Genomic DNA, 25,635 nt, shown 5'->3' with positions numbered 1-25,635 from the left:
CTCACATGTCGCTGGCCGGGCGTCGGCCCTGACCGTGGACGATGACAATGGCGAAATACGGGCAGCGCTCCGGCGCATCGCGCAGCGGCATCACCTGCTGCTCGGCCATGGTGCCGTTGATCACCAGCCAGCCCTGCTCGAGCTTTCCGAGCTCGGTGAGCAATGCGCGGATACGGCCCAGATGCCGACCCACCTTCATGATGACCAACGCATCGGAGCGCATCATGTGCATACGCAACTGCTCATCAGCCAGCGTCGCGGGCAGCACGCTCATGATGTCATCGCCCCAGGTCACAGGAATGCCAGTCGCATGCCAGCAGCCCACCATGCCGGGAATGCCGGGCAACACGTTCACAGGCACCTCGCCGGCGTGACGCAGGCGCACATACAGATGCATGAACGAGCCGTAGAAGAACGGATCGCCCTCGCAGAGCACCACCACATCCTGCTCGCGCGCCAGCTCGGTCAATCGCGTCTGCCAGTCCTTGTAGAACTCGGAGAGCTGCGCGATGTAGCGCGGATCATTGGCAGGGATTTCGGTGGTCAGCGGGTACTCCATCGGGTACTCGGTCACCTCCGCGTGCAGCATGCCGTTGACGAGCTGCCGCGCCTTTCCCGGATGCCCGCGCTTGCGGAAAAACGCCACATGCCGCGCATTGCGTAGCGTGCGATCGGCCTTCACGCTCATGAGTTCGGGATCACCGGGGCCAAGCCCTACGCAGATGATCTGGCCCTTGCTGTCGTTGCTGCTCATCTTCATCCCCTCACTCAACCGCGCTGGCCAGCGCATTCACGGCCGCCACGGCAATCGCCGAACCACCCAGACGCCCATGCACGATGGCATGGGGAATCCGCCCCCATGCACGCAGCGCGTCCTTGGATTCAGCGGCGCCCACAAAGCCTACCGGGCAGCCGATGATGGCCGCAGGACGCGGACAGTCCGGATCGTCCAGCATATTGAGCAAGTGAAACAGCGCCGTCGGCGCATTACCGATCACCACCACCGCGCCATGCAGATAGGGACGCCAGAGCTCGAGCGCGGCGGCGCTGCGCGTGTTGCCCATCTCCTTGGCCAGCTCAGGCACGCGCTCATCCTGCAAGGTGCAAACGATGGGGTTGTCGGAAGGAAGACGCTTGCGTGTGATGCCTTCGCTCACCATGCGCGCATCACACAGAATCGGCGCGCCGCGCTGGATCGCCGCTTCCGCTGCCTGTGCAAAGTCGGTCGAAAAATGAATGTGCGACGCGAGCTCCACCATGCCGGCGGCATGAATCATTCGGCATGCCACGCGCTCTTCCAGCGGCGTGAAGCGGGCAAGATCGGCCTCGCTGCGGATGATGGCGAAGGACTGGCGGTAAATCTCTTCACCGCGCATTTCATAGGTGTGGGTCATGAATCAGTTTCTGTATATGCTGCGGCTGTTCAAACAGCTCGATGTATGGAATGCGTGGACCCGCGTGCTCTCGATGGCCAGGTCTGTTCACGCGAAGCAGCGTCCGCCCCGCCTCGTCCACGCCACCCGCTTCAACGACGAGCGTCGCATCCGCAGACAGCGCGCAGAGCTTGGCACAGCCGCTCACATGCACATGGATTCCGTGGGGCACATGGGGCGCGATCTCTATCGACAATTCCTGCGCGGCAAAGCGCGCCTGCCCGCAGCGCGGAGCTCCCACGCAGGATGACGTGCGCAGCCGGACATCATCGTCACGCGTGATCCAGTGCGTGGCATCTGAAAAAGGATTGCCACCCGCCAATGCATCTTCACTCACCAGTAACGAGCGCCACGGCGTCACGCGGATCTCCGCATGTTCTGGCATGAGGACTGCCGCAGCGAGCATCGCCGCGGCATCGATGCGCCCTAACGGAACGCCAACCATCCATGCGCCGTGAATCAAGGGCCCAGGTGGGATCGGGGTGCCCATGGCATGCACATCCACCGAGTTCGAATGAACCAGAGAACGCATGCGAACCAGTGGTGGCGCTTGCAGCATGCGCTCGCGCGCAAACCACAGCGCCTTTTCAATGGCTGACGCGACAGCGTGTTCGGCGAAATTGAAAAGCACCGGCTCCGCGAAATCCGCTGCGGACAATGCCATCTGTCCATTGGCCGTCACCCACAGCTCGATGTCAGCCTTCATGCAGCGCAGTCGACGATCAACATCGTCCACCACAAAACCGAACTTGCCGGGAAGCGCTTCGAGCCCCCTGCGCGCCAGCGCCGCCGGACTGAGCCGCTCGACCACCGCCTGCGACAACAAACGCGCCAGCGCATGCGTCGCATCGCCGGCTCGATACAGCGGCGTGCAATGCACGGGCGGCGCCAGATCCACATCAGCATCCGCAGGCACCAAGCATGCATCGATCAGCGCGCAGCGCACCCTGTCCAACTGCGCCTCATCGACACCGCGCAACTGCACATTGCCAAGACGGGTCAACTCGGTCAAAGGCTGTGCATGCGCAAGCGCGAGTTCCGCCAGCACCCGCCACTGCCTAACGGTGATCGATGCACAATGCGGCCGCACGCGAACGATCCAGCCATCCTGCGAACGCATGGGCCGCCATGCCGTGGGACACCAGCCCTGAACCTTGAATGCCTCAGTCGACGGAATGCGAGACTCTCGCGCCATGCAAAACCCACAGTCGATCCGACCACCACCCGTGGCCGCGTGAAAGATGAAATGTGCAGGGGGAATCAAAGGACGGAGACCGAGTCGCGCGCAAGCGCGCACGAGTCCATCAGGCCACATGCATTCCCGCTGCGCCTTGAATCAGTCAGGCCGGTCTCCGGACTTGCAAAGTACAACTCTCCGAGTTGGGAATAGAACGCGCCTTCCCGCTTTCGCAGTGGCCGCCATTGCCGTCAGCAATGGTCTTGCGTTCCAACGTCTTTGCTTACCGTTGCGGGTGCAGTGCAGGAATCACGGACTGAACGATCAATCCACTCACCTGCTTCCCGTTTCACTTCTAGGCGCAGAACGCGCCATGAAACACCTGATGTTTGCGATGATTCTACGCCATGTTTTCGAGACGGCGAGACAGGGAAAACAGGTGAAGGAAGTGCACAAAACAAAAGGACTTAGCCCCTCTCGAAGCTAAGTCCTTGTATCAATGGTCGGCGTGGCGGGATTCGAACTCGCGACCCCTTGCACCCCATGCAAGTGCGCTACCAGGCTGCGCTACACGCCGAAGTCAGAAAGTATACCGTGGTTTGATGCTCCAGTTGCGCAGTCGCCGAGGGAATCGCACGCCAAATAGAATCGTCCTGCGCACACTGCGGCCTTCCGCATTGCCCAACAAAAAAGCCCGCCTCCTCGCGGAAACGGGCTTTTGGAATAAATGGTCGGCGTGGCGGGATTCGAACTCGCGACCCCTTGCACCCCATGCAAGTGCGCTACCAGGCTGCGCTACACGCCGACAAGCCTTAAATTATATAGCGTTTTTCACACCCAAGACAGAAGTGCGCGAATTTCTTGAAGTTCTTTTCGCACCGCCTGAATACTGAGAGGAGCGACCTGCGACATCGCATTCACGGGAGTCGCCATTGCTGCGCCGTACCCATTCGTTTTGATGGAGGGGTCAGCAAGTTCAACCGTATCCCTCTCCACACCATCGGTGATGTCACCCGCCTCCGCATCACCCACAGCAAATTGCTCCACACCTGCCTTGCCAGAATGTGCAAGCTCCTGCAGGCGGTTGCGAGCGCCGCTGATGGTGAAACCCTGATCGTAGAGCAGATCCCGGATGCGGCGCACCATCAGCACCTCATGATGCTGGTAATAACGGCGATTTCCACGGCGCTTCATGGGGCGCAGCTGAGTGAACTCCTGCTCCCAATAGCGAAGCACGTGCGGTTTGACACCGCACAGCTCGGCCACCTCACCAATGGTGAAGTAACGTTTGGCCGGAATGGGTGGCAACACAGTGCTCATGGAAATGTGATGAAAACTTTAGAAAAGCTCTCAAGCCTACTCCAGTCGAAACAGCCCTATTCAAAATGGGGCAGCATTCGCACCATCTTAGTCAGGCTTTATCAAGCGTCTTTGACCTCGCCTTGAATCTGATCCTTGAGCTTGGAGCTCGCGTGAAAGGTCACTACGCGGCGTGCCTCGATTGGAATGGACTCGCCAGTGCGAGGATTGCGACCGGGGCGCGGCGCCTTGGTCCGGATCTGGAAGTTGCCGAAGCTCGAGAGCTTCACGTCTTCGCCGTTGACCAGGCTCTGGACGATCAGATCGAAGAAGGCGTCGATCATGTCCTTGGACTCGCGCTTGTTCAGTCCAATCTGCTCGAACAGCAGATCGGCAAGCTGAGCCTTAGTCAGCGCCGCGGACTCCAGGCTTTCGACCGTGAACTCTCCCATTCCGATGTCGTCATTGAGCGTCATCATCGCAACCTTGCTCCGGTTTTGTCTGCCAACGTTTGAACAATGCCCTGTACGGCGGACTCGATGTCCGCATCGGCCAGCGCCGCGCTGTCAGAACCCAGCGTGAGTCGGATCGCCAGGCTCTTCTCACCATCGGCCAAACCACCGGCTGAACCAGCCTTGGGACGGAAGACGTCGAACAGCACGGCAGAGCGCAGCAGTCCCTTGGGTGCACCGGCATGAATGGCATTCATGACGGCAGCGTGGGTCACATTCTCTGCGACGACCACGGCAATGTCACGCTCCACAGCCTGCTGCTTTGACACAGACTGGAACACCGGTACCTTGCGGATCAGCACCGCGTCGAGATCGAGTTCAAACAGGATGGGCGCATGCGCCAGATCGCGACTTTGACGCCACTTGGGATGCAACTCGCCGACGAAGCCGATTTCGCGGCCATCCAGCACCACACGTGCGCAGCGGCCAGGGTGCATAGCGGGGTGCTCGGCAGGCTCGAAGGTCGCCTGCAGCGGCGCGAGCAGCGCTTCCACGTCGCCCTTGACGTCGAAGAAGTCAGCCTTGGCATCGGTACGCCCCCATTGCAGCTGGTCGGCAGGACCAAAGGCCAAACCCGCCACGCGCATCGGCTGACGGAAGCCCTTCACAGTCGTGTCACTTTCGACCACGCTGTCGTCACGCAGGAAGACACGGCCCAGCTCGAACACGCGAACGCGGCTGGCCTTGCGGTCAACATTGAACTTGAGCACTTGCAGCAGCGAGCCAATCAGCGACGAGCGCATCACGCTCAGGTGGCTGGCGATGGGGTTGAGCAGCTTGATCGGGTTCGGATTGCTCGCCAGCTCCTGCTCCCACTTTTCTTCGACGAAACTGAAGTTGATGGTTTCCTGATAGCCCAGACCGGCAAGCGCATGGCGCACGTCGAAGTGGCCACGGCGGTTTTCCGCACGCAGCTTGGGGCTGATCGGCGCGAGCGGCTTGGAGGTCGGCAGGTTTTCATAGCCGATCATGCGCGCGACTTCTTCGATCAGGTCCTCTTCAAGGTTGATGTCGAAGCGGAACGAAGGTGCGGTCACCGTGAGCGTGCCGTCGCCCTGCTCCGTTGGCAGGCCGAGCCCAGTCAACGCATCGAAGCACTGCTGCTGCGTCAGCGGCATGCCGATGACCTTGACCGCGCGAGCCACACGCAGCGTGACCTTCTTCGCCTCGGGCATGTTGGGCTTCTGGTCATCCATCGCGCCGCAAACAGTCTCGGCCGTGCCGCAGATCTCCTGCACCAGTTGGGTGATGCGCTCAATGTGCTCGACAGTGTTTTCCGGGTCGACACCGCGCTCGAAACGATGACCCGCATCGGTCGAGAAGTTGAAGTGGCGTGAACGACCGGCCACCGCCTTGGGCCACCAGAACGCAGCCTCGATGTAGATGTTCTTGGTTTCGTCCGAAACCGCAGTGGCGTCGCCGCCCATGATACCGGCAAGCGATTCGATTTCCTTGTCATCAGCGATCACGCCAACCTTGAGGAAGTCGTCGATGGTGATGGTGTTGCCGTTCAGGAGTTTGAGCTGCTCACCCACACTGCCCCAGCGCACATTGAGGCCGCCGTGGATCTTGTCCAAGTCGAAGATGTGCGACGGGCGGCCCAGCTCGAACATCACGTAGTTCGAGATATCGACCAGCGGCGAAACGCTGCGCTGACCGCAACGCGCGAGGCGATCGACCATCCACTGCGGAGTCCTGGTCTGCGTGTTCACGTTGCGCACGATGCGGCCCGAGAAGCGACCGCATAGATCGGTCGCTTCGATCTTCACGGGCAGCTTGTCTTGCGTGCCTACCTTGACTGCGGGGAATGCAAGCGGTTTGAGCGGTGCGCCGGTCAGTGCCGAGACTTCGCGCGCGATGCCGTAGACCGACAGGTTGTGCGCGAGGTTGGGCGTGAGCTTGAGCGTGAACAGCGTGTCGTCCAAGTTCAAAAACTGGCGAATATTCTGGCCGAGCGGCGCGTCAAGCGGCAACTCGAGCAGACCACCGTGGTCGTCAGCCAGCTTCAGCTCCTTGGCCGAGCACAGCATGCCGTAACTTTCCACACCGCGCAGCTTACCGATCTTGATCTTGAAAGGCTTGCCGTCTTCGCCCGGAGGCAGTTCGGCACCGACGGTGGCACAGGGAATCTTGATGCCGACGCGCGCGTTCGGCGCACCGCAGACGATGTTCAGCAGCTCGGAGGCCCCCACATCGACCTTGCAGACACGCAGACGATCCGCGTCGGGATGCTGCACGGCTTCCTTGATTTCGCCGACGACGATACCGGTGAACGGCGGCGCAACTGGCTCCAGCTCTTCCACCTCAAGACCAGCCATGGTCAGCGTGTCGGCGAGCTGTTGCGTGGTGAGGGCTGGGTTGCAGAATTCGCGCAACCAGGATTCAGGAAATTGCATTTTTCAAATCTCTTTGGCGTTGATCGGCCTGCATGCTTTGTGTTTGTTGCTTTGAACAGGCCTTGGGAACATCCGGGCGATTGCTTCGCTTACTGGAACTGCGACAGGAAACGGATGTCACCGTCAAAGAACAGGCGCAAATCGTTCACACCGTAACGCAGCATCGTCAGGCGATCAGGCCCCATGCCGAAGGCAAAGCCGATGTACTTCTCGGGATCGAGACCCATGTTGCGCACCACGTTTGGATGCACCTGACCCGCTCCGGAGACTTCGAGCCAGCGGCCAGCCAACGGGCCGTGCTGGAACTGGATATCAATCTCGGCGCTTGGCTCGGTGAATGGGAAGAAGCTGGGACGAAACCGCAGCACCAGATCATCCTGCTCAAAGAAGGTCTTGCAGAAATCGGTGAACACCACCTTCAAGTCTTTGAAGCTCACGTTCTCGCCGATCCACAGGCCTTCGCACTGGTGGAACATGGGCGAGTGCGTCGCGTCGGAGTCCACCCGGTAGGTGCGGCCCGGAGCGATCACGCGGATCTCGGGCATGGTCTGACCGGCATCGATCAGATTGCGGTACTTCTTGACGTGCTGCACAGCGTGGCGCACCTGCATCGGGCTGGTGTGCGTGCGCAGCAGGTTGGGCGCGTGGGCCGTGCCGCCTTCGACGTAGAAGGTGTCGTGCATGGAGCGCGCAGGATGGTCTTCCGGCGTATTGAGCGCGGTGAAGTTGAACCAGTCGGATTCGATCTCGGGACCTTCGGCCACATCGAAACCCATCGAACCGAAGATACCTTCGATGCGCTCCATCGTGACAGACACGGGATGCAGGCCACCCGTTCCACGGCGACGACCTGGCAGCGTCACATCCAGCACCTCAGCCTTCAGATGAGCCTCCAGCTCGGCATCGGCCAGCGCTTGGCGACGCTCTGTCAATGCGGCTTCAATGGCCTGCTTGACCAGATTGATGGCAGCGCCGCGCGACTTTTTCTCTTCGACGGAAAGCTGCGCCATGCCCTTCATGAGCTCAGTCACCTTGCCCGACTTGCCCAGAAACTGCGCCTTGGCGTTTTCCAGATCATTGGGGGTTTGTGCCTGCGCGAACAGTTTCTGCGCGCTTTCGACCAGAGAATCCAACTCGTTCATATCGACTTCTTTTATCACCTAGTGTTCTGACCCATGAGCACTCCGTCCAACAAGGAACGAGTCACGCAAGGGTCAGTACACTGAGAGCTTTTCGATTTTCAAAATAAACAAGGGCTAGCGCCTTTTCAAGCCCTAGCCCTTGCTGTCTGTGCGGGAGGCAATCACTGCCTGAAAGCAGCAATCGCCCATCGCGGAAATCAAGCAGCAGCCAGCTTGGCCTTGACTTGTTCCACGATGCTGCCGAAGGCAGCCTTGTCGTGCACCGCGATATCGGCCAGCATCTTGCGGTCGATTTCGATGGAAGCCTTCTTCAGGCCGTTGGCGAATTGGCTGTATGTCAGACCCAGTTCGCGTGCAGCGGCGTTGATACGGGCGATCCACAATTGGCGGAACACGCGCTTCTTGGTGCGACGGTCACGGTAGGCATATTGCCCAGCCTTCATCACCGCCTGCTTGGCGATGCGGAAGACATTGCCGCGACGACCGCGGAAACCCTTGGAAAGGGCCAGAACTTTTTTATGGCGGGCGCGAGCCGTTACACCACGTTTGACGCGAGGCATGTGTTTTCTCCTTGTTCGTCAGTGAATTACAGGCCCATGCCGGGCAACATTTGTGCGATCGAGCCCATGTTGGTCTCGTGCACTGCAGTTGCACCACGCAGATGGCGCTTGTTCTTGGTGGTCTTCTTGGTCAAGATGTGACGCTTGAAGGCTTGACCGCGCTTGACGGTACCACCCGGACGAACGCGAAAACGCTTCTTCGCGCTGCTTTTGGTCTTCATTTTGGGCATGTGAATGCTCCTGTTCGTTGTGCTCGTGAGGCGTTTGCGCACCATTGCGCAACCTTGTAGGCCCCGAGACACTTCTTGAACGAGTGGATCAAGATCCACCCGGCGGCAGTGCTCGCGCACCGCCTAGTGCCGACAAGCTCCGGTTTCCCGGAACTCATCCGCAAATTCTTCTCATCACTGCTCTCAAGCCGCCTGCCCCGTTGCCGGAGTGCCACTTTCAGCCTTGCCACCCGCTGCTGGCTTCTTGCGCGCAGGAGCGATCATCATGATCATCTGGCGGCCTTCCAACTTGGGAAATTGCTCGATGAGGATGCTGTCTGCCAACTCATCACGCAGTCGGTTCAGCAGCGCCAGACCGATGTCCTGGTGGGTGATTTCACGGCCGCGGAATCGCAGAGTGACCTTCACCTTGTCACCATCTGCCAGAAACCGGCGGATGTTGCGCAGCTTGATGTTGTAGTCACCATCATCGGTACCGGGGCGGAATTTTACTTCCTTGATCTCGATGACCGTCTGCTTGGCCTTCGCCTCAGCAGCCTTCTTCTGTTCCTGGTACTTGAACTTGCCGTAGTCCATCAGGCGGCAAACCGGCGGGTTGGCCGTGGCAGCAATTTCCACCAAGTCAACGTCCATATCGCCAGCCATGGCCAAAGCCTGCTGGATCGACACGATGCCAATGGGTTCATTCTCAGGACCAGAAAGACGCACTTCTGGTGCTGTGATTTCACGATTCAGGCGGTGCTTACGCTCCTCGCGCTGACGACGATCACGAAATTCGGTAGCGATGGTTCTCACCTTCAAATAAAACGCCACAACAACGTGGCACAGATGCACATAGGGCGCACCAAAGCGTTTTCAAGAGAAAATCAAACCTTGGAGGCGATGTCCTGTGCAATCAGGTCGACAAATGCGTCAACCGACATCACACCGAGGTCTTTGTTACCCCGGGCGCGGACTGCCACAGCTCCAGCAGCCTTCTCTTTGTCGCCCGCGACAAGGATATACGGCAGCTTCTGCATGGCGTGTTCGCGTATTTTATACGTAATCTTCTCGTTGCGCAGATCAGTCACCACCCTAAGGTCTTGATTCGGCAATGCTTTTTGAAGCTTTGCAGCAATTTCACGACAATAGTCGGCCTGAGAGTCCGTGATATTGAGTACTGCAACCTGCACCGGAGCCAGCCAAACGGGCAGCGCGCCAGCGTGTTGCTCGATCAAAATACCAATAAAGCGCTCAAGGCTACCCACGATAGCGCGGTGCAGCATGATGGGACGGTGGCGATTGCCATCCTCACCCACAAACTCCGCATCCAGACGCTCGGGCAGGTTGGGATCGACCTGAATTGTGCCGCACTGCCACTCACGACCCAGCGCATCTTTCAGTGTGTATTCGATCTTCGGACCGTAAAAAGCACCTTCGCCCGGCAGGTATTCGAACTCACAGCCCGACGCACGCAAGCCGTCAGCCAGAGCGGCTTCCGCCTTGTCCCAGCTTTCTTCGGTACCGATGCGCTTTTCAGGGCGTGTCGACAGGCGGTAGAGAATGTTGGTGAAGCCGAAATCCTTGTAGACCTTCTGCAGCAGCGCGGTGAACGCCGTCACTTCGTTCTGGATCTGGTCGGGCATGCAGAAGATGTGGCCATCGTCCTGCGTGAAGCCGCGCACGCGCATGATGCCGTGCAGGCTGCCGGTGGGCTCATTGCGGTGGCAGTTGCCGAACTCGCCGTAGCGCAGCGGCAGATCACGGTAGCTCTTGATGCCCTGATTGAAGATCAGGATGTGACCGGGGCAGTTCATCGGCTTGAGCGCGAAGTCACGCTTTTCCGATTCGGTCACGAACATGTTTTCGCGGTACTTGTCCCAGTGGCCGGTTTTTTCCCAGAGAGATTTGTCCAGCAACTGCGGTGCCTTGACTTCCTGATAGCCATTGTCGACGTACACCTTGCGCATGTACTGCTCAACTTGCTGCCAAACCGTCCAGCCCTTGGGGTGCCAGAACACCATGCCTGGCGAATGCTCGTCGATATGGAACAGATCGAGTTCGCGGCCCAGCTTACGGTGGTCGCGCTTTTCAGCCTCTTCCAGCATGTGCAGGTAGGAAGCCAGATCGTCCTTGGTCGTCCAAGCCGTACCGTAGATGCGCTGGAGCATCTCATTGCGATGGTCGCCACGCCAATAAGCGCCAGCCACCTTCATGAGCTTGAAGAACTTGAGCTTGCCGGTGCTGGGCACGTGCGGGCCACGGCACAGATCCTCGAAGTTGCCTTCACGGTACAGGCTCACGTCTTCGTTCGACGGAATGCTGGCGATGATCTCAGCCTTGTAGTTTTCACCCAGGCCCTTGAAGTACGCTACCGCCTCGTCGCGCGGCAGCACGCGGCGGGTGACCTGTTCGTCCTTGTTGGCGAGCTCGGTCATCTTTTTTTCGATGGCTACCAAATCTTCAGGCGTGAACGGACGCTTGTAGCTGAAGTCGTAATAGAAGCCGTTTTCGATCACAGGACCAATGGTGACCTGCGCATCAGGAAACAGCTCCTTGACAGCATAGGCCAGCAAGTGGGCCGTGGAGTGACGGATCAGATCGAGGCCGTCGGCATCCTTGGCCGTGATGATCGAGAGCGCCGCATCCTTGTCGATGGTAAAGCTCGTATCCACAGCCTTGCCATCCACCTTGCCACCGAGCGCGGCCTTGGCCAGACCCGAGCCAATCGACTGCGCCACCTCAGCCACGGTCACCGGGCCGGGATACTGACGCTGGGAACCATCTGGAAGAGTGATTTGAACCATGTTGTTGTGCATTCTCGCGAGTGGGTCGCGACGCTGAAAAACAAATGCGCGGACAGGCCGCGCAAACTTGAAAAAACGGATTGTCGACAAACAGACCTGCACACGAAGGTGCGCGGTCATGCACCTTCAGGCAAGCGGGGGGATCCCCGTAGAGCTTTGCGTTCGCGGTGTCATAACCAAAGGCGCCTTTCTGCCCGTCAAAAGAGGCCACCCGACTCGGGCAACCAGGAAACTCCGAACCTCCAAAGAGGCAATGCCAAGCATTTTAACGCGGAGTGCACAAGGCAGCTCCGTGCAAGCCCCAAACCCGCAACAAAAGCTACGCATTGAACAACTTCAACATCTGTAACTTCAACGTAAAGCTTCGCAAAGCAAGCCCTGACTGACAACGGTTTGCCGCCATCCCTCGTTGAATCAGCACTGCCCCCTGTTTCGATTCGGGGGCTTGAGAGGACTTCGCCATGTTTCCACACTCCCGCCTCTGGCTTGCCGGAGCTGCACTCTCTGCGGTCACCCTGACCGGCTGCATTGTCGCGCCCGTAGGACAGCCCTATTACAGCGACCCATACAGCAACATTCCGGACACGCAAGCCTACGCACCGGTATACGCACCCATTGCACCCCCAGCACCGTATGTGGAGACCATCCCGGTTGCACCCTATCTGGGCGCTGTGTGGATTGGTGGGTTCTGGAACTGGTCCGGCGGTCGCCATACGTGGGTGCCCGGTCGCTATGAACACGGCCGTCCCGGCTATCACTGGCAACCTCAGCGCTGGGACAGAGGGCCGCGCGGCGGCTGGTACTCCCATCGTGGCGGCTGGCGCCGCTGAGGCAACAATCAGACAGAAGGACGGCACCTTTCTGACGGCGCGGGCGTGACGCAAAAGCCCAGCCATCGGCAAACGCACGAATGCAACCAGATCATCTGTTCCCCCACCCAAGAGCGCCACCTGACAACGGGCCTGTGATGGAGCGGTGGCAAGATCACCGTCACGATTACGTGAGTTTCTGGCGCAACAATGGTGGGCGCGCCATGCTCCATCCAGACTAGGCGCCCGGAAGCAGTTCCGGGCGCCTTTTTCATGCGCGTCCATTCCCGGAGCGCAAAACAGAAAAGCCCACGGCAAACTGCCGCGGGCTTTCTTTTCTCCCTGGAGCCTCACTGTCGGACTGACACTGCACCGCGCCCTGTCGGGCCACCCTTGCGGTGCAACGCCACCCCTTCAGAGATCAGTGGAACTGCTCTTCTTCGGTGGAACCGGTCAGCGCCTTCACGCTGGACGAGCCGCCCTGAATCACGGTAGTCACGTCATCGAAGTAGCCTGCGCCCACTTCTTGCTGATGCGACACGAAGGTGTAGCCCAAATCGCGAGCTGCGAATTCAGGTTCCTGCACCATTTCAACGTAGTGCTTCATGCCTTCGCCGCGAGCGTATGCATGGGCGAACTTGAAGGTGTTGTACCAGTTGCTGTGGATACCGGCCAGCGTGATGAACTGAAACTTGTAGCCCAGAGCCGAGAGGTCTTCCTGGAACGATGCGATCTGCGCGTCGTTGAGGTTCTTCTTCCAGTTGAAGGATGGCGAGCAGTTGTAAGACAGCAGCTTGCCTGGACATGCGGCGTGCACGGCTTGGGCGAATTCACGGGCGAAGCCAATGTCCGGCACGCCGGTTTCGCACCACACCAGATCAGCGTAAGGCGCATAGGCCACGCCGCGGCTGATGGCTTGCTCCAGACCGTTCTTGACGCGGTAGAAACCTTCTTGAGTGCGCTCGCCGGTCAGGAAAGGCTTGTCGTTGGCGTCATAATCGCTGGTGATCAGATTGGCCGCTTCTGCATCGGTGCGGGCCAAAACGATGGTGGACACACCCATCACGTCGGCAGCGAAGCGCGCTGCATTCAGCTTTTCACAGGCTTCCTGGGTAGGAACCAGCACCTTGCCACCCATGTGGCCGCACTTCTTCACCGCAGCCAATTGGTCTTCAAAGTGAACGCCAGCAGCACCTGCAGCGATCATGTTCTTCATCAATTCGAAGGCATTCAGAACGCCACCGAAACCGGCTTCAGCGTCCGCCACGATAGGCAGGAAGTAGTCAATGAATTCCTTGTCGCCCGGGTTGATACCACGGCCCCACTGGATTTCGTCAGCGCGCTTGAAGGTGTTGTTGATGCGGCGAACCATGGTCGGCACCGAATCATAGGCGTACAGCGACTGGTCGGGGTACATGGTTTCGCTGGTATTGCCGTCAGCGGCGACCTGCCAGCCCGACAGGTACACCGCTTCCAGGCCAGCCTTGGCCTGTTGCATGGCCTGACCAGCAGAGATAGCACCGAATGCGTTCACGTAGCCCTTCTTGGAGCTGCCATTGATCTTTTCCCACAGCACTTCAGCACCGCGCTGTGCCAGCGTGTTTTCTGGCTGCAGGCTGCCACGCAGACGCACCACATCAGCGGCAGAGTAGTTGCGCTTCACACCCTTCCAACGGGGGTTCTGTGCCCAGTCCTTTTCGAGGGCGGCAATTTGCTGTTCGCGGCTCAGTTGATTGGTCAGCTTGGACATGGAAATTCTCCTAAAAGGAAAGAAAGGTTTGCAAAAGCGGTGGCATCGCAGGGTGGGGAATTTGCTTTGCCGTTGGAGACAACTTTAAGTCTTGTATAAGAGTTGAATTCAATCTTATGTCTTATATAAGAGATATTTTTATTAATTTAAAATCAATGACTTAGCGATTGAATTTCTGAATACGAAATCACATTTCTTGTATCGAGAAAAAATGTCGCAACGCAACATTTTTACTTTTCATGTTGTGAAATTATTACTTCACATAGCGAAAAATGAAATGAATTCGCCATCAGCGCTCGGCAACCCCGCCGCCCACGCCCTTTCTATGCCGCTTCGGCTTCAGGCATGATGCACGGGCGCACAAGCGTCCCTAGCGTCGCGTGCCATCACATCCTCTTCCCGATTTCAGTCACTCACCATGATCAGCCGCTCTGTTGCCTATTCATGCCTGGCTTTGAGCATGATGCTCGTCGGCAGCTATGTTGCGCTCTCCAAGCCTCTGGCGGCGACCTTCCCCATTTTTCTGCTGGCTTGGCTACGCTTCGGAATCGGCGTGCTGGCCATGCCGCATTGGCTGCGCAAGGGAGCCGACGAGCCACCGATGACCAGGCAGACGCGCGGACTGCTCTTTCTGCAGTCGTTCCTTGGCAATTTCCTGTTCACCATCTGCATGATTTCCGGCGTGAGCATGACCAGCGCGACCTCGGCCGGCGTGATCATGGCCTCCATCCCTGCGTGTGTGGCGGTGATGAGCTGGTTGTTTCTGCGCGAGCACATCGCTACCCGCACCTGGGTTGCGGTGGTGTGCGCGGTGCTCGGCATTGCGCTGTTTTCCTTCGCCAAGCCGCAGCATCCGGAGATGGGCGCTGCCGGCTCGGGCAAAGCCAATCTGGAATGGCTGGGCTACACGCTGCTGGTGGCCGCATCGATCTGCGAGGCAGCGTATTCAGTGATTGGCAAGAAGCTCACTGGAGCGCTCGGACCAAAGCGCATCACGTCGCTCATCAATCTGTGGGGATTCGCACTGGCAACGCCGTTCGGGCTGTATTTCGCATGGCACTTCGATTTTGCAGCCGTTCCGGGCAAGATCTGGCTGCTCCTGCTGTTCTACGCCCTCGCCGCCTGCATGTGGACAGTGTGGCTGTGGATGACCGGTCTCAAGGTGGTTCCCGCCGCGCAGGGCGGCATCTTCACGGTACTGCTGCCGGTGAGTGCAGCGCTTTTCGGTGTGCTGGTACTGGGCGAGCACTTCACCCAATTGCAGCTGATCGCCTTTGGCATTGCGCTGGCCAGCGTAGTACTGGCCACACTGCCCTCACGAAACGGCGCAGCGGCATCCCATCACTGACCTCCTCAAACCTGCCTGATCAGAGCTGCTTCGCGCCGATCACGATGCCATCGGCATCGGCATAGAGCCACTCGTCTGGACGCACCCAGACGCCGGAGATCAGCACCGTCACGCCGGACTGCCCCTCGCCGCGCTTCTCGGTGGGCAGCGGAATGAGTGCAAGCGCACGGATGCCGATGGGCGTCTGGCGCAGCTCCGCGATATCCCTCACCGCGCCGTAGACCACGATGCCCGCCCAGCCGTTCTTCGCAGCCGTCGCAGCCACATTGCCACCGACCAACGCGCGGCGCACGGAACCGCCGCCATCCACCACGAGCACTCGGCCATTGCCCGGCGTCTCGACCGCCGCCTTCACGCCGGAGTTGTCCTCGAAGCACTTGACCGTGGCAATGGCCCCCGCGAAAGCAGGCTTGCCACCGAAGTCCTGGAACACCGGGGGCAGTACGCGGAATGCACCCGTATCGTCCTTGAGATGCGCATCGCAAAGATCGCAAGTGCTGATGTTCTGGGCTGGGGTGGATGTCATATGTCTTGCCTTCCTTCCGATGGTTGATTCGTGAACGCAATCAGCGTCTGATCTTTGATGCATCACTGTGCCATGAATCTCACCCATTCAGACTCGCGCGCCAAAGGCAAAACATGACAGTCTGAATTTGCATCAAGCCAACAAAAATGGTCCCCCTCACCCGTCACCATCCAAGGGGAATACCCTAGAAAACCACCCATCGCTCTCTCGAGACGCCGAACTGTTGCCCAAGAGCGCCACCAGGGTTTGTAACCAATAGTTAATTACAGCCGTCCATCGAAAGCCTCTTTGAGAGTGACAGCGCAGAAATCACCACTTTCATTCCCAAAGTCTCCAGAGTGACGCCCAAGAGAAACTGCACCTGCTGAACGTCGAATGTCCTCGCCAGCACAGAAGGAGCAAGAGACGCACAATCACCTATAAATCAGTAGCTTGCAGATCGATCTGCCAGTGATACGTTGAGTGCATTCCCTCTCTCACTTGAACGCCTCTCGGTGATTCATGGCCTCGAGGGAAGCGCCCAATCCGCCTATGCCGCAGCGTCTCAGAGGAGCGATCATCCCAAAACAAGTATCTGACTATCAAACCAGCGGAAACAAATGAAGGCAAAAAATCGTTTCCCCGCCTTGGAAACCCGTTTTTTTCCCATTAGCATCTGCCTCAGCCAGTGGAGCAGCAGCTTTTCGCTGGTGAGTCTTTTCACTATTTCTCGAACAAGGGATATCCAACATGGCAACTGCATCCAAGTCCACCGACAAGGCAGCACCCGCAAAGAAGCGCACACCCAACGCGGCATTCATGAAGCCTTTGACTCCCAGCCCCGCTCTGGCTGCAGTCGTCGGCTCGGCTCCGCTGCCCCGTACGGAGATCATCAGCAAGCTGTGGACGTACATCAAGGCCCACAACCTGCAAGATGCGGCCAACAAGCGCATGATCAACGCCGACGCCAAGCTCAAGGAAGTCTTCGGCAAGCCCCAAGTCTCGATGTTCGAGATGGCTGGCCTGATCGGCAAGCACGTCAAGTAAGCCCAAAAGAGAGCGCTTACCTCAGGGTTGGCGCCGTCTCGAAAGAAACCGACCGGCACTGGCCCGTCGGTTTTTTTTCGCCTCTGCATTGCTGATGGCCCTTGGGTCGTGCGGGTTCTACGCAATAGTTACACGACATGAAGGTGATAAATATTGCGAATGCGATAAATTCGCATTTATAATCGCTTCCAGTACGTTTATTCAACAAGCCAGCTAGGCCTCTTTGCACCATGATCGTCTGTGTTTGCCGCCGAGTCTCTGACCGCGAAATCGCACGCCATGCGCACGCAGGCATGAGCTTCGACGAAATTCAATTCGAACTGGGTGTCGCCACCCAATGCGGTCGCTGCGAGCAGTGCGCCCGTGATGTGGTGTCCCAGTGTTGCGCGTCCGGCCCCGTGGCCGCTCTGCACAACGAAACTGCGCCGAAGACGATCCAGCTTGCCAACTCCATTACAGAGAGCAAAGCATGGAATTCATCTCGACACTCGCAGGCAGTTTGATTCTTGTCGTAGGCTCGGTTTGGTGGGTTCTGCGCAAATAATCAACACCTCGAACACCTCGAATACCCGGCCGCTGACAGCGCTTGAGGATTTCCAAAGCGCCTGTTGGCCGCCTTTTCTATGTCCCAGATTGATCAAATAGACACCACAACACAGGTTGGTCGCAATACGGTCGTGGCGGGTTCCGTTCTGGCGCTTCACATCGCAGCGCTGTGGGCCATTCAAGCGGGCATGGGCAAGCACACGTTGCCGGAAGTCATCACTCCCGTGCAGCTGATCAGCGAGTTCATCACCTCGGCTCCACCCGCTGCACCGCCCACGCCCCCCGCACCGCCGGTCCCCACGCCTCCTCCACCAAAGCCCACGCCGCCCAAGCCTGCACCCACGCCCCCCAAGCCCAAGGCACAGTTGCCGGCGGCCATCAAGGACCCGACACCTTCGCCCAATGCGCCCACAGGCTCGCCGGACGTCATTTCGCCTACGCCTCCGGCACCGCCTGCGCCGCCAGCACCTCCGGTCGCCGCACCCAGCCCGGCTCCCGCCGCGCCTGTGGCACCAGCCGCGCCCAAGATTGAGCTGCCGTCGAGCAACGCAGCGTATCTAAACAATCCGTCGCCTACCTTCCCCGCCGTCAGCCGACGTCTGGGTGAGCAAGGCAAGGTGACGCTGCGCGTGCTGATCAGTGCGCAAGGCTTGCCCGAACGCGTCGAACTCGCCAAATCCAGCGGCTTCGAGCGTCTGGACAACGCCGCCATCGATACCGTCAAGCGCTGGAAATTCGTGCCAGGCAAACGCAATGGCGTTGCCGAGGCCATGGAATATCTGGTGCCCGTCAATTTCGTTCTTCAACAATAAATTTCGTTTCGCAGGAGCTGTTCCTCATGAATTCCCAATTTGGCATCGCCAATGTCTGGATACAAGGTGACTTCGTTACCCGGTTCGTCGCAATTCTCTTGCTGGCCATGTCGCTGGCATCGTGGATCGTCATCATCATCAAGGCGCTCGACATCTGGCGCTTCAAGAAAGACGCCAAAGTGGCGCGCGATTTCTGGCACAGCGAAGACTTCGCCGCCGGCATGACCAAGCTGGGCAGCGACCCGAGCAACCCCTTCCGCATCCTGGCCCTCGAAGGCCGCGAAGCCACTGCCCACCACCGCAATACCCAGGCACATCTGCATGACTCGCTGGACGTGAGCGACTGGGTCACGCGCTGCCTGCGCAACTGTATCGACGAATTCACCGCCCGCCTGCAATCGGGTCTGGCGATCCTGGCCTCCGTCGGCTCGACTGCACCATTCATCGGCCTGTTCGGCACCGTCTGGGGCATCTACCACGCGCTGGTCGCCATCGGCACATCGGGCCAATCAACCATCGACAAGGTGGCTGGTCCCATCGGCGAAGCGCTGATCATGACCGCCCTGGGCTTGGCCGTGGCCATTCCCGCCGTGCTGGGCTACAACGCTCTGGTACGCGGCAACAAGTCGATCCTGAATGGTCTCAACAGCTTTGCACACGATCTGCACGCCTACTTCGTGACCGGTGCCCGTGTTTCCTCGCACGGCGAATCCGGCAAGGTGTTGCCGATCAAGAAGGGGTAATTCGCCATGGCTTTTGGCACACAGGATGAGTCCGATGAAGTGATGAACGAGATCAACATGACGCCACTCGTGGACGTTATGCTGGTGCTACTCATCATCTTCATCATCACCGTGCCGGTGATCAAACACGCTGTTCCAGTCGACCTGCCGCGCGCCTCCAATACCGAGGAAGTGCTCAAGCCGGAGACCATCCGGCTGTCAGTCACCGAAGACGGCAAGTACCACTGGAACGAACTCGACATCACTGACGAGGAACTCGAGCCCCGTCTGGCGGTGGAAGCCGCCAAGGAACCGCAGCCCGATCTGCACATCCGCGGTGACAAGAACGTGCGCTACGAACGTGTGGCGCAGGCCATGTCGGCCGCGCAGCGCACAGGCATCAAGAAGATCGGTTTCGTGACCGATCCGGCCAAGTAAACCGCCATCCAGATCGCACCCACCCAAGGTGCCATCGACATCATCAACGCCTGGCCCCTGCGCCGGGCGTTGTCGCTTCCGGCCACTGGAAACCAACCCACCCATTGATCGATCAATCGATGGTCAAGACTAAAAAACAAACGACACAAAATTTCTCAAATTATTTGCGGAATTTCGCTTGACTCATAAATGAGAACGGTTATCATTCACTCATCGCAAACACAACGGAGAACCAACCGATGTCCGCCACACTCACCGCTTCCACAGCCAACGCCATGCTTGGCTCTGTCAACGCAGCTTTTGGCGGTCAGCGTGCATCGCGCAGCGCGGCACAAGGCATTGCCCATGTGGCCGAAGGCGCATCGGTGGACAGCCGCAACCTGCTGCAAGGCCAGAAGGTCGTGACCATCGCCCACAACGGCGTGCTCTACCGCCTGCAGGCCACCAAGCTCGGCAAGCTGATTCTCACCAAGTAAGCATCCGCAGCAGCACACTCGTACCGAATTTTCGAAGTTTCATCGTGGGGCGACTCCAGGACCTAACTCCGGTCCGAAGGTCGTATTTGCCAGCCACCGAGTCCGCTCCATTAGCCAGGCGCTTTTTTCCCGAAAAGAGCATTTGCCCCACGATCCGCAGTTTGCGTAGACTGACCTCCTCTTCTTCATGAAAAAACCGGCCACGAATCACTTCGTGGCCGGTTTTGTTTTGAGCGTCATCAGCCGGCGCAAGAGCCGAAGCCCCAACGCCATGCAAGTCGGCTTACAGACCGATGGCGGCGATACCCGCCTTGGCGATCTGCGCGTCTTCGGTGGACTTCACACCGCTCACGCCCACGGCGCCAAGGCACTGGCCATCCTTCATGATCGGCACGCCGCCTTCGAGCATGCCCTCGATGGTTGGAGCGCTGAGGAACGAGGCACGGCCGCCGTTGATCATCTCTTCATATACGCGGCTTTCGCGGCAACCCAGAGCTGCGGTGCGGGCCTTGGCGGCGGCAATATGAGCCGATACGGGAGCCGCGCCATCCAGGCGCTGCAGCCACAGTTGGTGACCGCCGTTGTCGACGATCACGATCGTCACGTTCCACTTGTTTTGCAGCGCTTCCGCTTCAGCGGCGGCGGCGATCTTCTTGAGGTCGGAGAGTTCGAGAACGGAGCTGGTCTTCATGATTTGCTTGGGTGATCTGTAGGACTGCATGCCGAAATGGCAAACGGCCAGGAGGAAAACAATGCCCGGATCGAACGCCAGCGAGGTGGCGACGCTCCCGAGCGCGTGAGTGAAACAGAGACTTACTCAGTGAGCATACCCTGCACCCCGGATTCGGGATACCCACGCAGGGGCAAAAGAATCCAAACCAAAAAGTACGGGATGATGCGTGGGTATTGCATTCGGCTATGGTAGACGCCACCTAGAATTTACCTGTCTGCGTCTTGCAGGCTCCAATGGAGAAAACTACAAATGAATCCAGAAGTCACCAACTGGGGCTCCGCCTCCCAGGTGCTTTCGCAAGAAGAGCGCAACAAGGTGTTGCGCAACACCTACTGGCTGCTTGCGTTGAGCATGGTTCCCACGGTGTTGGGTGCCTGGATCGGCGTGTCCACCGGAATTACCGCTTCGCTGCGTGGCGGTGTGGGCCTGGTCGTGTTCCTCGTGGGCGCGTTCGGCTTCATGTACGCCATCGAAAAGACCAAGAACTCCGCTGCTGGCGTGCCCGTGCTGCTGGGCTTCACGTTCTTCATGGGCCTGATGCTCTCACGCATGATCGGCATGGTGCTCGGCTTCAAGAACGGCTCCGAACTCGTGATGACTGCGTTTGCGGGCACCGCAGGCGTGTTCTTCGTGATGGCCTCGCTCGCCACAGTGATCAAGCGCGACCTCTCGGGCATGGGCAAGTTCCTGTTCGTGGGCGTGCTGGTGCTGTTCGTGGGCTCGATCATCAACGTGTTCGTCGGCTCCACCGCAGGCATGATGGCCATCTCAGTCGCGGCCATCGCGATCTTCAGCGCCTATATGCTGTATGACCTCAAGCAGATCATGGACGGCGGCGAGACCAACTACATCAGCGCCACATTGGCTCTGTACCTCGACATCTACAACGTTTTCCAAAGCCTGCTCGCATTGCTCGGCATCTTTGGTGGTGAGCGGGACTGATCTTTTGTTCAATGATGGCTTGGTTCGTCAATCGTGCAGGGGCGGCAAGACGGCCCCTCATGCGTCGTTGTCGAAGCCTTGCCGTTGTGGTGGGTGATCGAAGGCCCTGCAAGCTTCGAAGGCTCGCGGTCTTGAAGACCAGATAGCCCGAAAAAATGGCATCCGAATGGATGCCATTTTTTTCATCCGGCACGAGCGAAGCGAAGTGCCGTAAACACCTCTTCAGATCACTTTTGCGGCAAGCTGTCTGAGCGGAGAGCCGCAGGCTCGCAGAGAGTTTTGCCGCAGGTATTCAAAGCGCGTTTTGGGTCACCTTTTGCGCGCAAGCAAAAGGTGACTCCGCCGCCGGGCGGAACTCCCGGCCTCCGCCCCTGGAATACGCAAACCGGTCGAGAAAGCTCACGACCCAAGGCCGGATCAACAAGATCAGGCCAGCTCAAACACCGCCATGCTCTCCACATGCGCAGTATGCGGAAACATGTTCACCACCCCGGCCGCCACACAGCGATACCCGCCCAAAGTCACGAGCAACCCCGCATCCCGCGCCAAAGTAGCCGGATTGCAGCTCACGTAAACGATGCGTTTGGGCGGCTGCCAGTCCTTGCCCGACTCGGGCAAGGCAGGCGCACCCTCAGCACCGATGCGCGCCTGGTGAATGTCCGCCAGCGCCTGAGCCAGTGCAAATGCGCCTTCGCGCGGGGGATCTACCAGCCACTTGTCGGCATTGCCGTCGGCGAACAGCATCTCGGGCGTCATCTCGAACAGGTTTCGGGCGACAAAGCTGGTCGGCGCGAGCGCTGAACCCTCTGCGCGCGTGGCCTCGTTCTTCGCCAGGTTCTCACGCGAGCGGGCGACCAGCGCCTCGCTGCCCTCAATGCCCACCACCTCCTTGGCCTGTGTGGCGATCGGCAGCGTGAAGTTGCCCAGACCGCAGAACCAGTCGATCACGCGCTCGGTTTTCTTCGCGTCCAGCAAGCGCAGCGCACGGGTGACGAGCACGCGGTTGATGTGCGGGTTCACCTGCGTGAAATCGGTGGGCTTGAACGGCATGTGGATGCCGAAGTCTGGCAGCGCATAGGCGAGCTGCGGGCCGCCCTCGTCGAGCAGATGCACGGTGTCCGGGCCCTTGGGCTGGAGCCACCATTGCACGTCGTACTGTTTGGCAAATGCGCGCAGCTTGGCGAGATCCCCGTCGCTCAGAGGATTCAGATGGCGCAGCACCAGCGCGGTCACTTCGTCGCCGCAGGCCAGCTCGATCTGCGGGAGGGTATCGCGCGCCTGCATCGAAGCGATCAGCTCACGCATGGGCAGCAGCATCGCGTCCACATGCGGCGGCAGGATCTTGCAGGTTTCCATGTCGGCGATGTAGCGGCTCTTGCGCTCGTGAAAGCCGACCAGCACCTTGTCCTTCTTGGGCACATAGCGCACCGACATTCGGGCACGGAAGCGATATCCCCAAGCCGGGCCTTCGATGGGGCGATAAATGGTCTCGGCCTTGACCTTGCCGAGATGCCAAAGGTTGTCCTCAAGCACGCGCTGCTTGCTCGCCACCTGCGCGGCCACATGCAGATGCTGCATCTTGCAGCCACCGCAAGCCCCGGCGTGCAGCCCGAAGTTGGGACAGCCCGGGCGCACGCGTTGCGAGGATTCGTGGTGAATCTCGGTGAGGCTCGCGGCTTCCCAGTTGTTTTTCTTGCGATGCACGTTGGCGGTGACGATCTCGCCGGTCAGCGCGCCGTCAATGAAGACCACCTTGCCATCAGGCCGGCGCGCAATGCCTTGCGCGTCCATATCCATGGAGGTGACTTCGAGCCAGCCCGGCGGCAGATCGGTACGACCTGCCGGGATGGCGGCTTCATTTTCTATCGTTTCTTGATGTTTCTTGGGGGCACTCATAACCTTCGATTGTCTCAGAGCGCGTGATCGACCTGTCACAACAGCCCATATTGATGGCAATATCGAAGGTTTTGTGGGGCCGCGCAAGGGCAAACCCCAAGTCGTAAAATCTGCAACATGAGCAACCCTCACACCAACAAAGACAGCAACGCAGCCGAAGCCCCCGTGCGGCCGACGAATTTCCTGCGCAACATCATCGAGTCCGATCTGGACAAGGGCACCTATGCCCAGCGCCATTGGGGTGGAAATCCAGGCGACGCGGCCCACCACCAGCAGGGCATTGTCGATCCGGCCAAGATCCGCACCCGCTTTCCGCCCGAACCCAACGGCTACTTGCACGTGGGCCACGCCAAGTCGATCTGCCTGAACTTCGGTCTGTCCAAGGACTACGGCGGCGTCTGCCATCTGCGCTTCGACGACACCAATCCCGAAAAGGAAGATCAGGAATACGTCGACAGCATCATCGAATCGGTGAAGTGGCTGGGCTTCGACTGGAAGGACCCGGACGGCCACGAAAACCTGTACTTCGCGAGCAACTATTTCGATTTCATGTACCGCTGCGCCGAGTACCTGATCGAGCAAGGCGTGGCCTATGTGGACGAGCAGTCCGCCGAGGACATGAAGGCCAACCGTGGCGACTTCGGCCGTCCCGGCGTGAACAGCCCGTTCCGTGACCGCAGCGTGGCCGAGAACCTCGCGCGCTTTCGCGACATGCGTGATGACAAGCTGCCTGACGGCGCCGCCGTGCTGCGCGCCAAGATCGACATGGCTGCGCCCAACATCAACCTGCGTGACCCGGCCATCTACCGCGTGCGCCATGCCGAGCACCACAACACCGGCAACAAGTGGTGCATCTACCCGATGTACACCTTCGCGCACCCCATCGAGGACGCGCTGGAGCACATCACCCACTCGATCTGCACGCTCGAGTTCGAAGACCAGCGCCCGTTCTACGACTGGCTGCTCGATCACCTGCGCGAAGGCGGCCTGATCGCCGCGCCGCAGCCGCGCCAGTACGAGTTCTCGCGCCTGAACCTGACCTACGTGGTCACCAGCAAGCGCAAGCTCAAGCACCTCGTGGACAGCGGCCTGCTGAACGGCTGGGACGATCCGCGCATGCCCACCATCGTGGGTCTGCGCCGCCGTGGCTACACGCCCGAATCGATCCGCAACTTCTGCGAACGCATCGGGGTGACCAAGGACTACGCCTGGATCGACTACTCTACACTCGAAGGCTGCCTGCGCGAGGACCTCGAGAACAAGGCCCACCGCGCGATGGTGGTGCTCGACCCGGTCAAGCTTGAGCTCACCAATTGGGCCGACGTCTTCGGCTCGGCCGAGCATCTGGAAAACGGCACCCTGCCCGCCCTGCCGCACCCTGCGGAAGGTGAAGTGGCACCTGAGCGCCACTTCACCCTCGGCCGCGAAGTGTGGATCGAGCGCGAGGACTTCGCCGAAGTGCCGCCCAAGGGCTACAAGCGCCTGTTCCCCGGCAACAAGGTGCGCCTCAAGGGCGGCTATGTGATCGAGTGCACCGGCTGCGAGAAGAATGCCGATGGCAACATCACCAAAGTGCTGGCAACGGTAGTGCCCGACACCAAGAGCGGCACGCCGGGCGCGGACAGCGTCAAGGTGAAGGCGGCCATCACTTGGGTGGGCGTACAGGATGGTCTGGAGGCCGAAGTGCGCCTCTACGACCGATTGTTCACCGACGCGCAACCCGACGCAGGCGGCAAGGACTACCTCGCGCTGATGAATCCGGACAGCCTCAAGGTCGTCACAGCCTATGTCGAGCCCTCGCTCGCCTCGGCGCAACCTGACGAGCGATTCCAGTTCGAGCGTTTTGGCTACTTCGTGGCCGACCGCAAGGACCACGCCGTAGGCAAGCCGGTGTTCAACCGCATCACCGGGCTCAAGGACAGCTGGGGCAAGTAAGCGCTCCTGGCACTCCCAGGCTCACGATGGCAGGCTGACCGCAAGGCAGCCTGCCATTTTTCATTGGTGCATCAACTTCACCGGCCGTTCACATTGGCAATATCTGGTCGCAACAACAACGGGCCGGAAACCAAAAATCTG

The 25,635-nt window shown here is 59.3% G+C and carries 25 protein-coding genes, 2 tRNA genes and 1 riboswitch; of the genes, 10 read left to right on the top strand and 17 right to left on the bottom strand.

Annotation, left to right across the window (positions count from 1 at the left end):
* Nucleotide 1 precedes the first annotated feature (1 nt).
* The 13 genes from cobI to thrS form a co-directional block, all read right to left on the bottom strand.
* Nucleotides 2-754 (bottom strand): precorrin-2 C(20)-methyltransferase, encoded by a 753-nt coding sequence (cobI, locus tag G7047_RS04440; protein ID WP_166301331.1) that lies wholly within the window; start codon nucleotides 752-754, stop codon nucleotides 2-4.
* Between the two features lie 10 nt (nucleotides 755-764).
* Entirely contained in the window at nucleotides 765-1,394 is a 630-nt protein-coding gene (locus tag G7047_RS04435; protein WP_166301328.1) for a precorrin-8X methylmutase, read from the bottom strand.
* Complete coding sequence (locus tag G7047_RS04430; RefSeq protein WP_166301325.1) at nucleotides 1,378-2,628, bottom strand: nitrite reductase; 1,251 nt, start codon at nucleotides 2,626-2,628, stop codon at nucleotides 1,378-1,380. Before G7047_RS04430 ends, G7047_RS04435 begins: the two co-directional genes overlap by 17 nt.
* A gap of 130 nt (nucleotides 2,629-2,758) precedes the next feature.
* Nucleotides 2,759-3,011: riboswitch (cobalamin riboswitch) on the bottom strand.
* Between the two features lie 99 nt (nucleotides 3,012-3,110).
* Nucleotides 3,111-3,187 (bottom strand) — tRNA-Pro (locus G7047_RS04425).
* 151 nt (nucleotides 3,188-3,338) lie between these two features.
* Nucleotides 3,339-3,415 (bottom strand) — tRNA-Pro (locus tag G7047_RS04420).
* 26 nt (nucleotides 3,416-3,441) lie between these two features.
* Nucleotides 3,442-3,930, bottom strand: coding sequence for a MerR family transcriptional regulator (locus G7047_RS04415; protein WP_166301322.1), 489 nt, complete (start codon nucleotides 3,928-3,930; stop codon nucleotides 3,442-3,444).
* A 101-nt stretch (nucleotides 3,931-4,031) separates the two neighbouring features.
* Nucleotides 4,032-4,361, bottom strand: a complete 330-nt coding sequence (locus tag G7047_RS04410) for an integration host factor subunit alpha (protein ID WP_205904825.1) — start codon at nucleotides 4,359-4,361, stop codon at nucleotides 4,032-4,034.
* Nucleotides 4,362-4,384: 23 nt separating this feature from the next.
* Nucleotides 4,385-6,817: a phenylalanine--tRNA ligase subunit beta gene (gene pheT, locus G7047_RS04405; protein ID WP_166301274.1), complete on the bottom strand. Its 2,433-nt coding sequence runs from the start codon at nucleotides 6,815-6,817 to the stop codon at nucleotides 4,385-4,387.
* Between the two features lie 89 nt (nucleotides 6,818-6,906).
* A complete protein-coding gene (pheS, locus tag G7047_RS04400) occupies nucleotides 6,907-7,959 on the bottom strand; it encodes a phenylalanine--tRNA ligase subunit alpha (protein ID WP_166301268.1) in 1,053 nt (350 codons plus the stop codon).
* 197 nt (nucleotides 7,960-8,156) lie between these two features.
* Nucleotides 8,157-8,519, bottom strand: a complete 363-nt coding sequence (rplT, locus tag G7047_RS04395; RefSeq protein WP_166301262.1) for a 50S ribosomal protein L20 — start codon at nucleotides 8,517-8,519, stop codon at nucleotides 8,157-8,159.
* Between the two features lie 26 nt (nucleotides 8,520-8,545).
* Nucleotides 8,546-8,749: a 50S ribosomal protein L35 gene (gene rpmI, locus G7047_RS04390; protein ID WP_166066675.1), complete on the bottom strand. Its 204-nt coding sequence runs from the start codon at nucleotides 8,747-8,749 to the stop codon at nucleotides 8,546-8,548.
* 183 nt (nucleotides 8,750-8,932) lie between these two features.
* Nucleotides 8,933-9,544 (bottom strand): translation initiation factor IF-3, encoded by a 612-nt coding sequence (gene infC / locus G7047_RS04385; RefSeq protein WP_166311878.1) that lies wholly within the window; start codon nucleotides 9,542-9,544, stop codon nucleotides 8,933-8,935.
* Nucleotides 9,545-9,615: 71 nt separating this feature from the next.
* Nucleotides 9,616-11,535, bottom strand: coding sequence for a threonine--tRNA ligase (gene thrS, locus G7047_RS04380; protein ID WP_166301255.1), 1,920 nt, complete (start codon nucleotides 11,533-11,535; stop codon nucleotides 9,616-9,618).
* 461 nt (nucleotides 11,536-11,996) lie between these two features.
* On the opposite strand from thrS, the gene G7047_RS04375 reads away from it, so the two are divergent.
* Nucleotides 11,997-12,365 (top strand): hypothetical protein, encoded by a 369-nt coding sequence (locus G7047_RS04375; protein WP_166301248.1) that lies wholly within the window; start codon nucleotides 11,997-11,999, stop codon nucleotides 12,363-12,365.
* A gap of 400 nt (nucleotides 12,366-12,765) precedes the next feature.
* On the opposite strand, the gene aceA is transcribed toward G7047_RS04375, so the two are convergent.
* On the bottom strand, nucleotides 12,766-14,094 hold the full coding sequence (gene aceA, locus G7047_RS04370; RefSeq protein ID WP_166301245.1) for an isocitrate lyase: 1,329 nt from the start codon (nucleotides 14,092-14,094) through the stop codon (nucleotides 12,766-12,768).
* A 418-nt stretch (nucleotides 14,095-14,512) separates the two neighbouring features.
* Between aceA and G7047_RS04365 the strand changes: the two genes are divergently transcribed.
* On the top strand, nucleotides 14,513-15,442 hold the full coding sequence (locus tag G7047_RS04365) for a DMT family transporter (RefSeq protein ID WP_166301242.1): 930 nt from the start codon (nucleotides 14,513-14,515) through the stop codon (nucleotides 15,440-15,442).
* A 19-nt stretch (nucleotides 15,443-15,461) separates the two neighbouring features.
* Here G7047_RS04365 and rraA read toward each other — a convergent pair whose 3' ends face one another.
* Nucleotides 15,462-15,968, bottom strand: a complete 507-nt coding sequence (gene rraA / locus G7047_RS04360; protein WP_166301239.1) for a ribonuclease E activity regulator RraA — start codon at nucleotides 15,966-15,968, stop codon at nucleotides 15,462-15,464.
* Between the two features lie 729 nt (nucleotides 15,969-16,697).
* On the opposite strand from rraA, the gene G7047_RS04355 reads away from it, so the two are divergent.
* The 6 genes from G7047_RS04355 to hemP all read left to right on the top strand — a co-directional run bounded on the left by G7047_RS04355 (nucleotide 16,698) and on the right by hemP (nucleotide 19,988).
* Nucleotides 16,698-16,994, top strand: coding sequence for an SWIB/MDM2 domain-containing protein (locus G7047_RS04355; RefSeq protein ID WP_166066682.1), 297 nt, complete (start codon nucleotides 16,698-16,700; stop codon nucleotides 16,992-16,994).
* A gap of 230 nt (nucleotides 16,995-17,224) precedes the next feature.
* Entirely contained in the window at nucleotides 17,225-17,497 is a 273-nt protein-coding gene (locus G7047_RS04350) for a bacterioferritin-associated ferredoxin (RefSeq protein WP_166301236.1), read from the top strand.
* Between the two features lie 120 nt (nucleotides 17,498-17,617).
* Nucleotides 17,618-18,352: an energy transducer TonB gene (locus G7047_RS04345; protein WP_166301233.1), complete on the top strand. Its 735-nt coding sequence runs from the start codon at nucleotides 17,618-17,620 to the stop codon at nucleotides 18,350-18,352.
* Between the two features lie 26 nt (nucleotides 18,353-18,378).
* The gene (locus G7047_RS04340; protein WP_166301230.1) at nucleotides 18,379-19,095 is read left to right on the top strand and encodes a MotA/TolQ/ExbB proton channel family protein; all 717 of its coding nucleotides are present in this window, start codon (nucleotides 18,379-18,381) and stop codon (nucleotides 19,093-19,095) included.
* A gap of 6 nt (nucleotides 19,096-19,101) precedes the next feature.
* Complete coding sequence (locus tag G7047_RS04335) at nucleotides 19,102-19,512, top strand: biopolymer transporter ExbD (RefSeq protein ID WP_166301227.1); 411 nt, start codon at nucleotides 19,102-19,104, stop codon at nucleotides 19,510-19,512.
* A gap of 239 nt (nucleotides 19,513-19,751) precedes the next feature.
* Nucleotides 19,752-19,988, top strand: a complete 237-nt coding sequence (gene hemP, locus G7047_RS04330; protein ID WP_166301224.1) for a hemin uptake protein HemP — start codon at nucleotides 19,752-19,754, stop codon at nucleotides 19,986-19,988.
* A 283-nt stretch (nucleotides 19,989-20,271) separates the two neighbouring features.
* Here the strand turns inward: hemP and G7047_RS04325 are convergent, their stop codons facing one another.
* Nucleotides 20,272-20,679, bottom strand: a complete 408-nt coding sequence (locus G7047_RS04325; protein WP_166301221.1) for a heme-binding protein — start codon at nucleotides 20,677-20,679, stop codon at nucleotides 20,272-20,274.
* Nucleotides 20,680-20,970: 291 nt separating this feature from the next.
* Between G7047_RS04325 and G7047_RS04320 the strand changes: the two genes are divergently transcribed.
* The gene (locus G7047_RS04320) at nucleotides 20,971-21,663 is read left to right on the top strand and encodes a Bax inhibitor-1/YccA family protein (protein WP_166301218.1); all 693 of its coding nucleotides are present in this window, start codon (nucleotides 20,971-20,973) and stop codon (nucleotides 21,661-21,663) included.
* Between the two features lie 426 nt (nucleotides 21,664-22,089).
* Here G7047_RS04320 and rlmD read toward each other — a convergent pair whose 3' ends face one another.
* The gene (rlmD, locus tag G7047_RS04315) at nucleotides 22,090-23,559 is read right to left on the bottom strand and encodes a 23S rRNA (uracil(1939)-C(5))-methyltransferase RlmD (RefSeq protein ID WP_166301215.1); all 1,470 of its coding nucleotides are present in this window, start codon (nucleotides 23,557-23,559) and stop codon (nucleotides 22,090-22,092) included.
* A gap of 117 nt (nucleotides 23,560-23,676) precedes the next feature.
* On the opposite strand from rlmD, the gene G7047_RS04310 reads away from it, so the two are divergent.
* Nucleotides 23,677-25,494: a glutamine--tRNA ligase/YqeY domain fusion protein gene (locus tag G7047_RS04310; RefSeq protein ID WP_166301212.1), complete on the top strand. Its 1,818-nt coding sequence runs from the start codon at nucleotides 23,677-23,679 to the stop codon at nucleotides 25,492-25,494.
* Nucleotides 25,495-25,635 lie beyond the last annotated feature (141 nt).

The organism is Diaphorobacter sp. HDW4A (genome assembly GCF_011305995.1).
Lineage (GTDB): Bacteria > Pseudomonadota > Gammaproteobacteria > Burkholderiales > Burkholderiaceae_C > Diaphorobacter_A.
The sequence above is the reverse complement of the archived record's forward strand: the minus strand, read 5'-3'. Positions and strand labels throughout refer to the sequence as shown.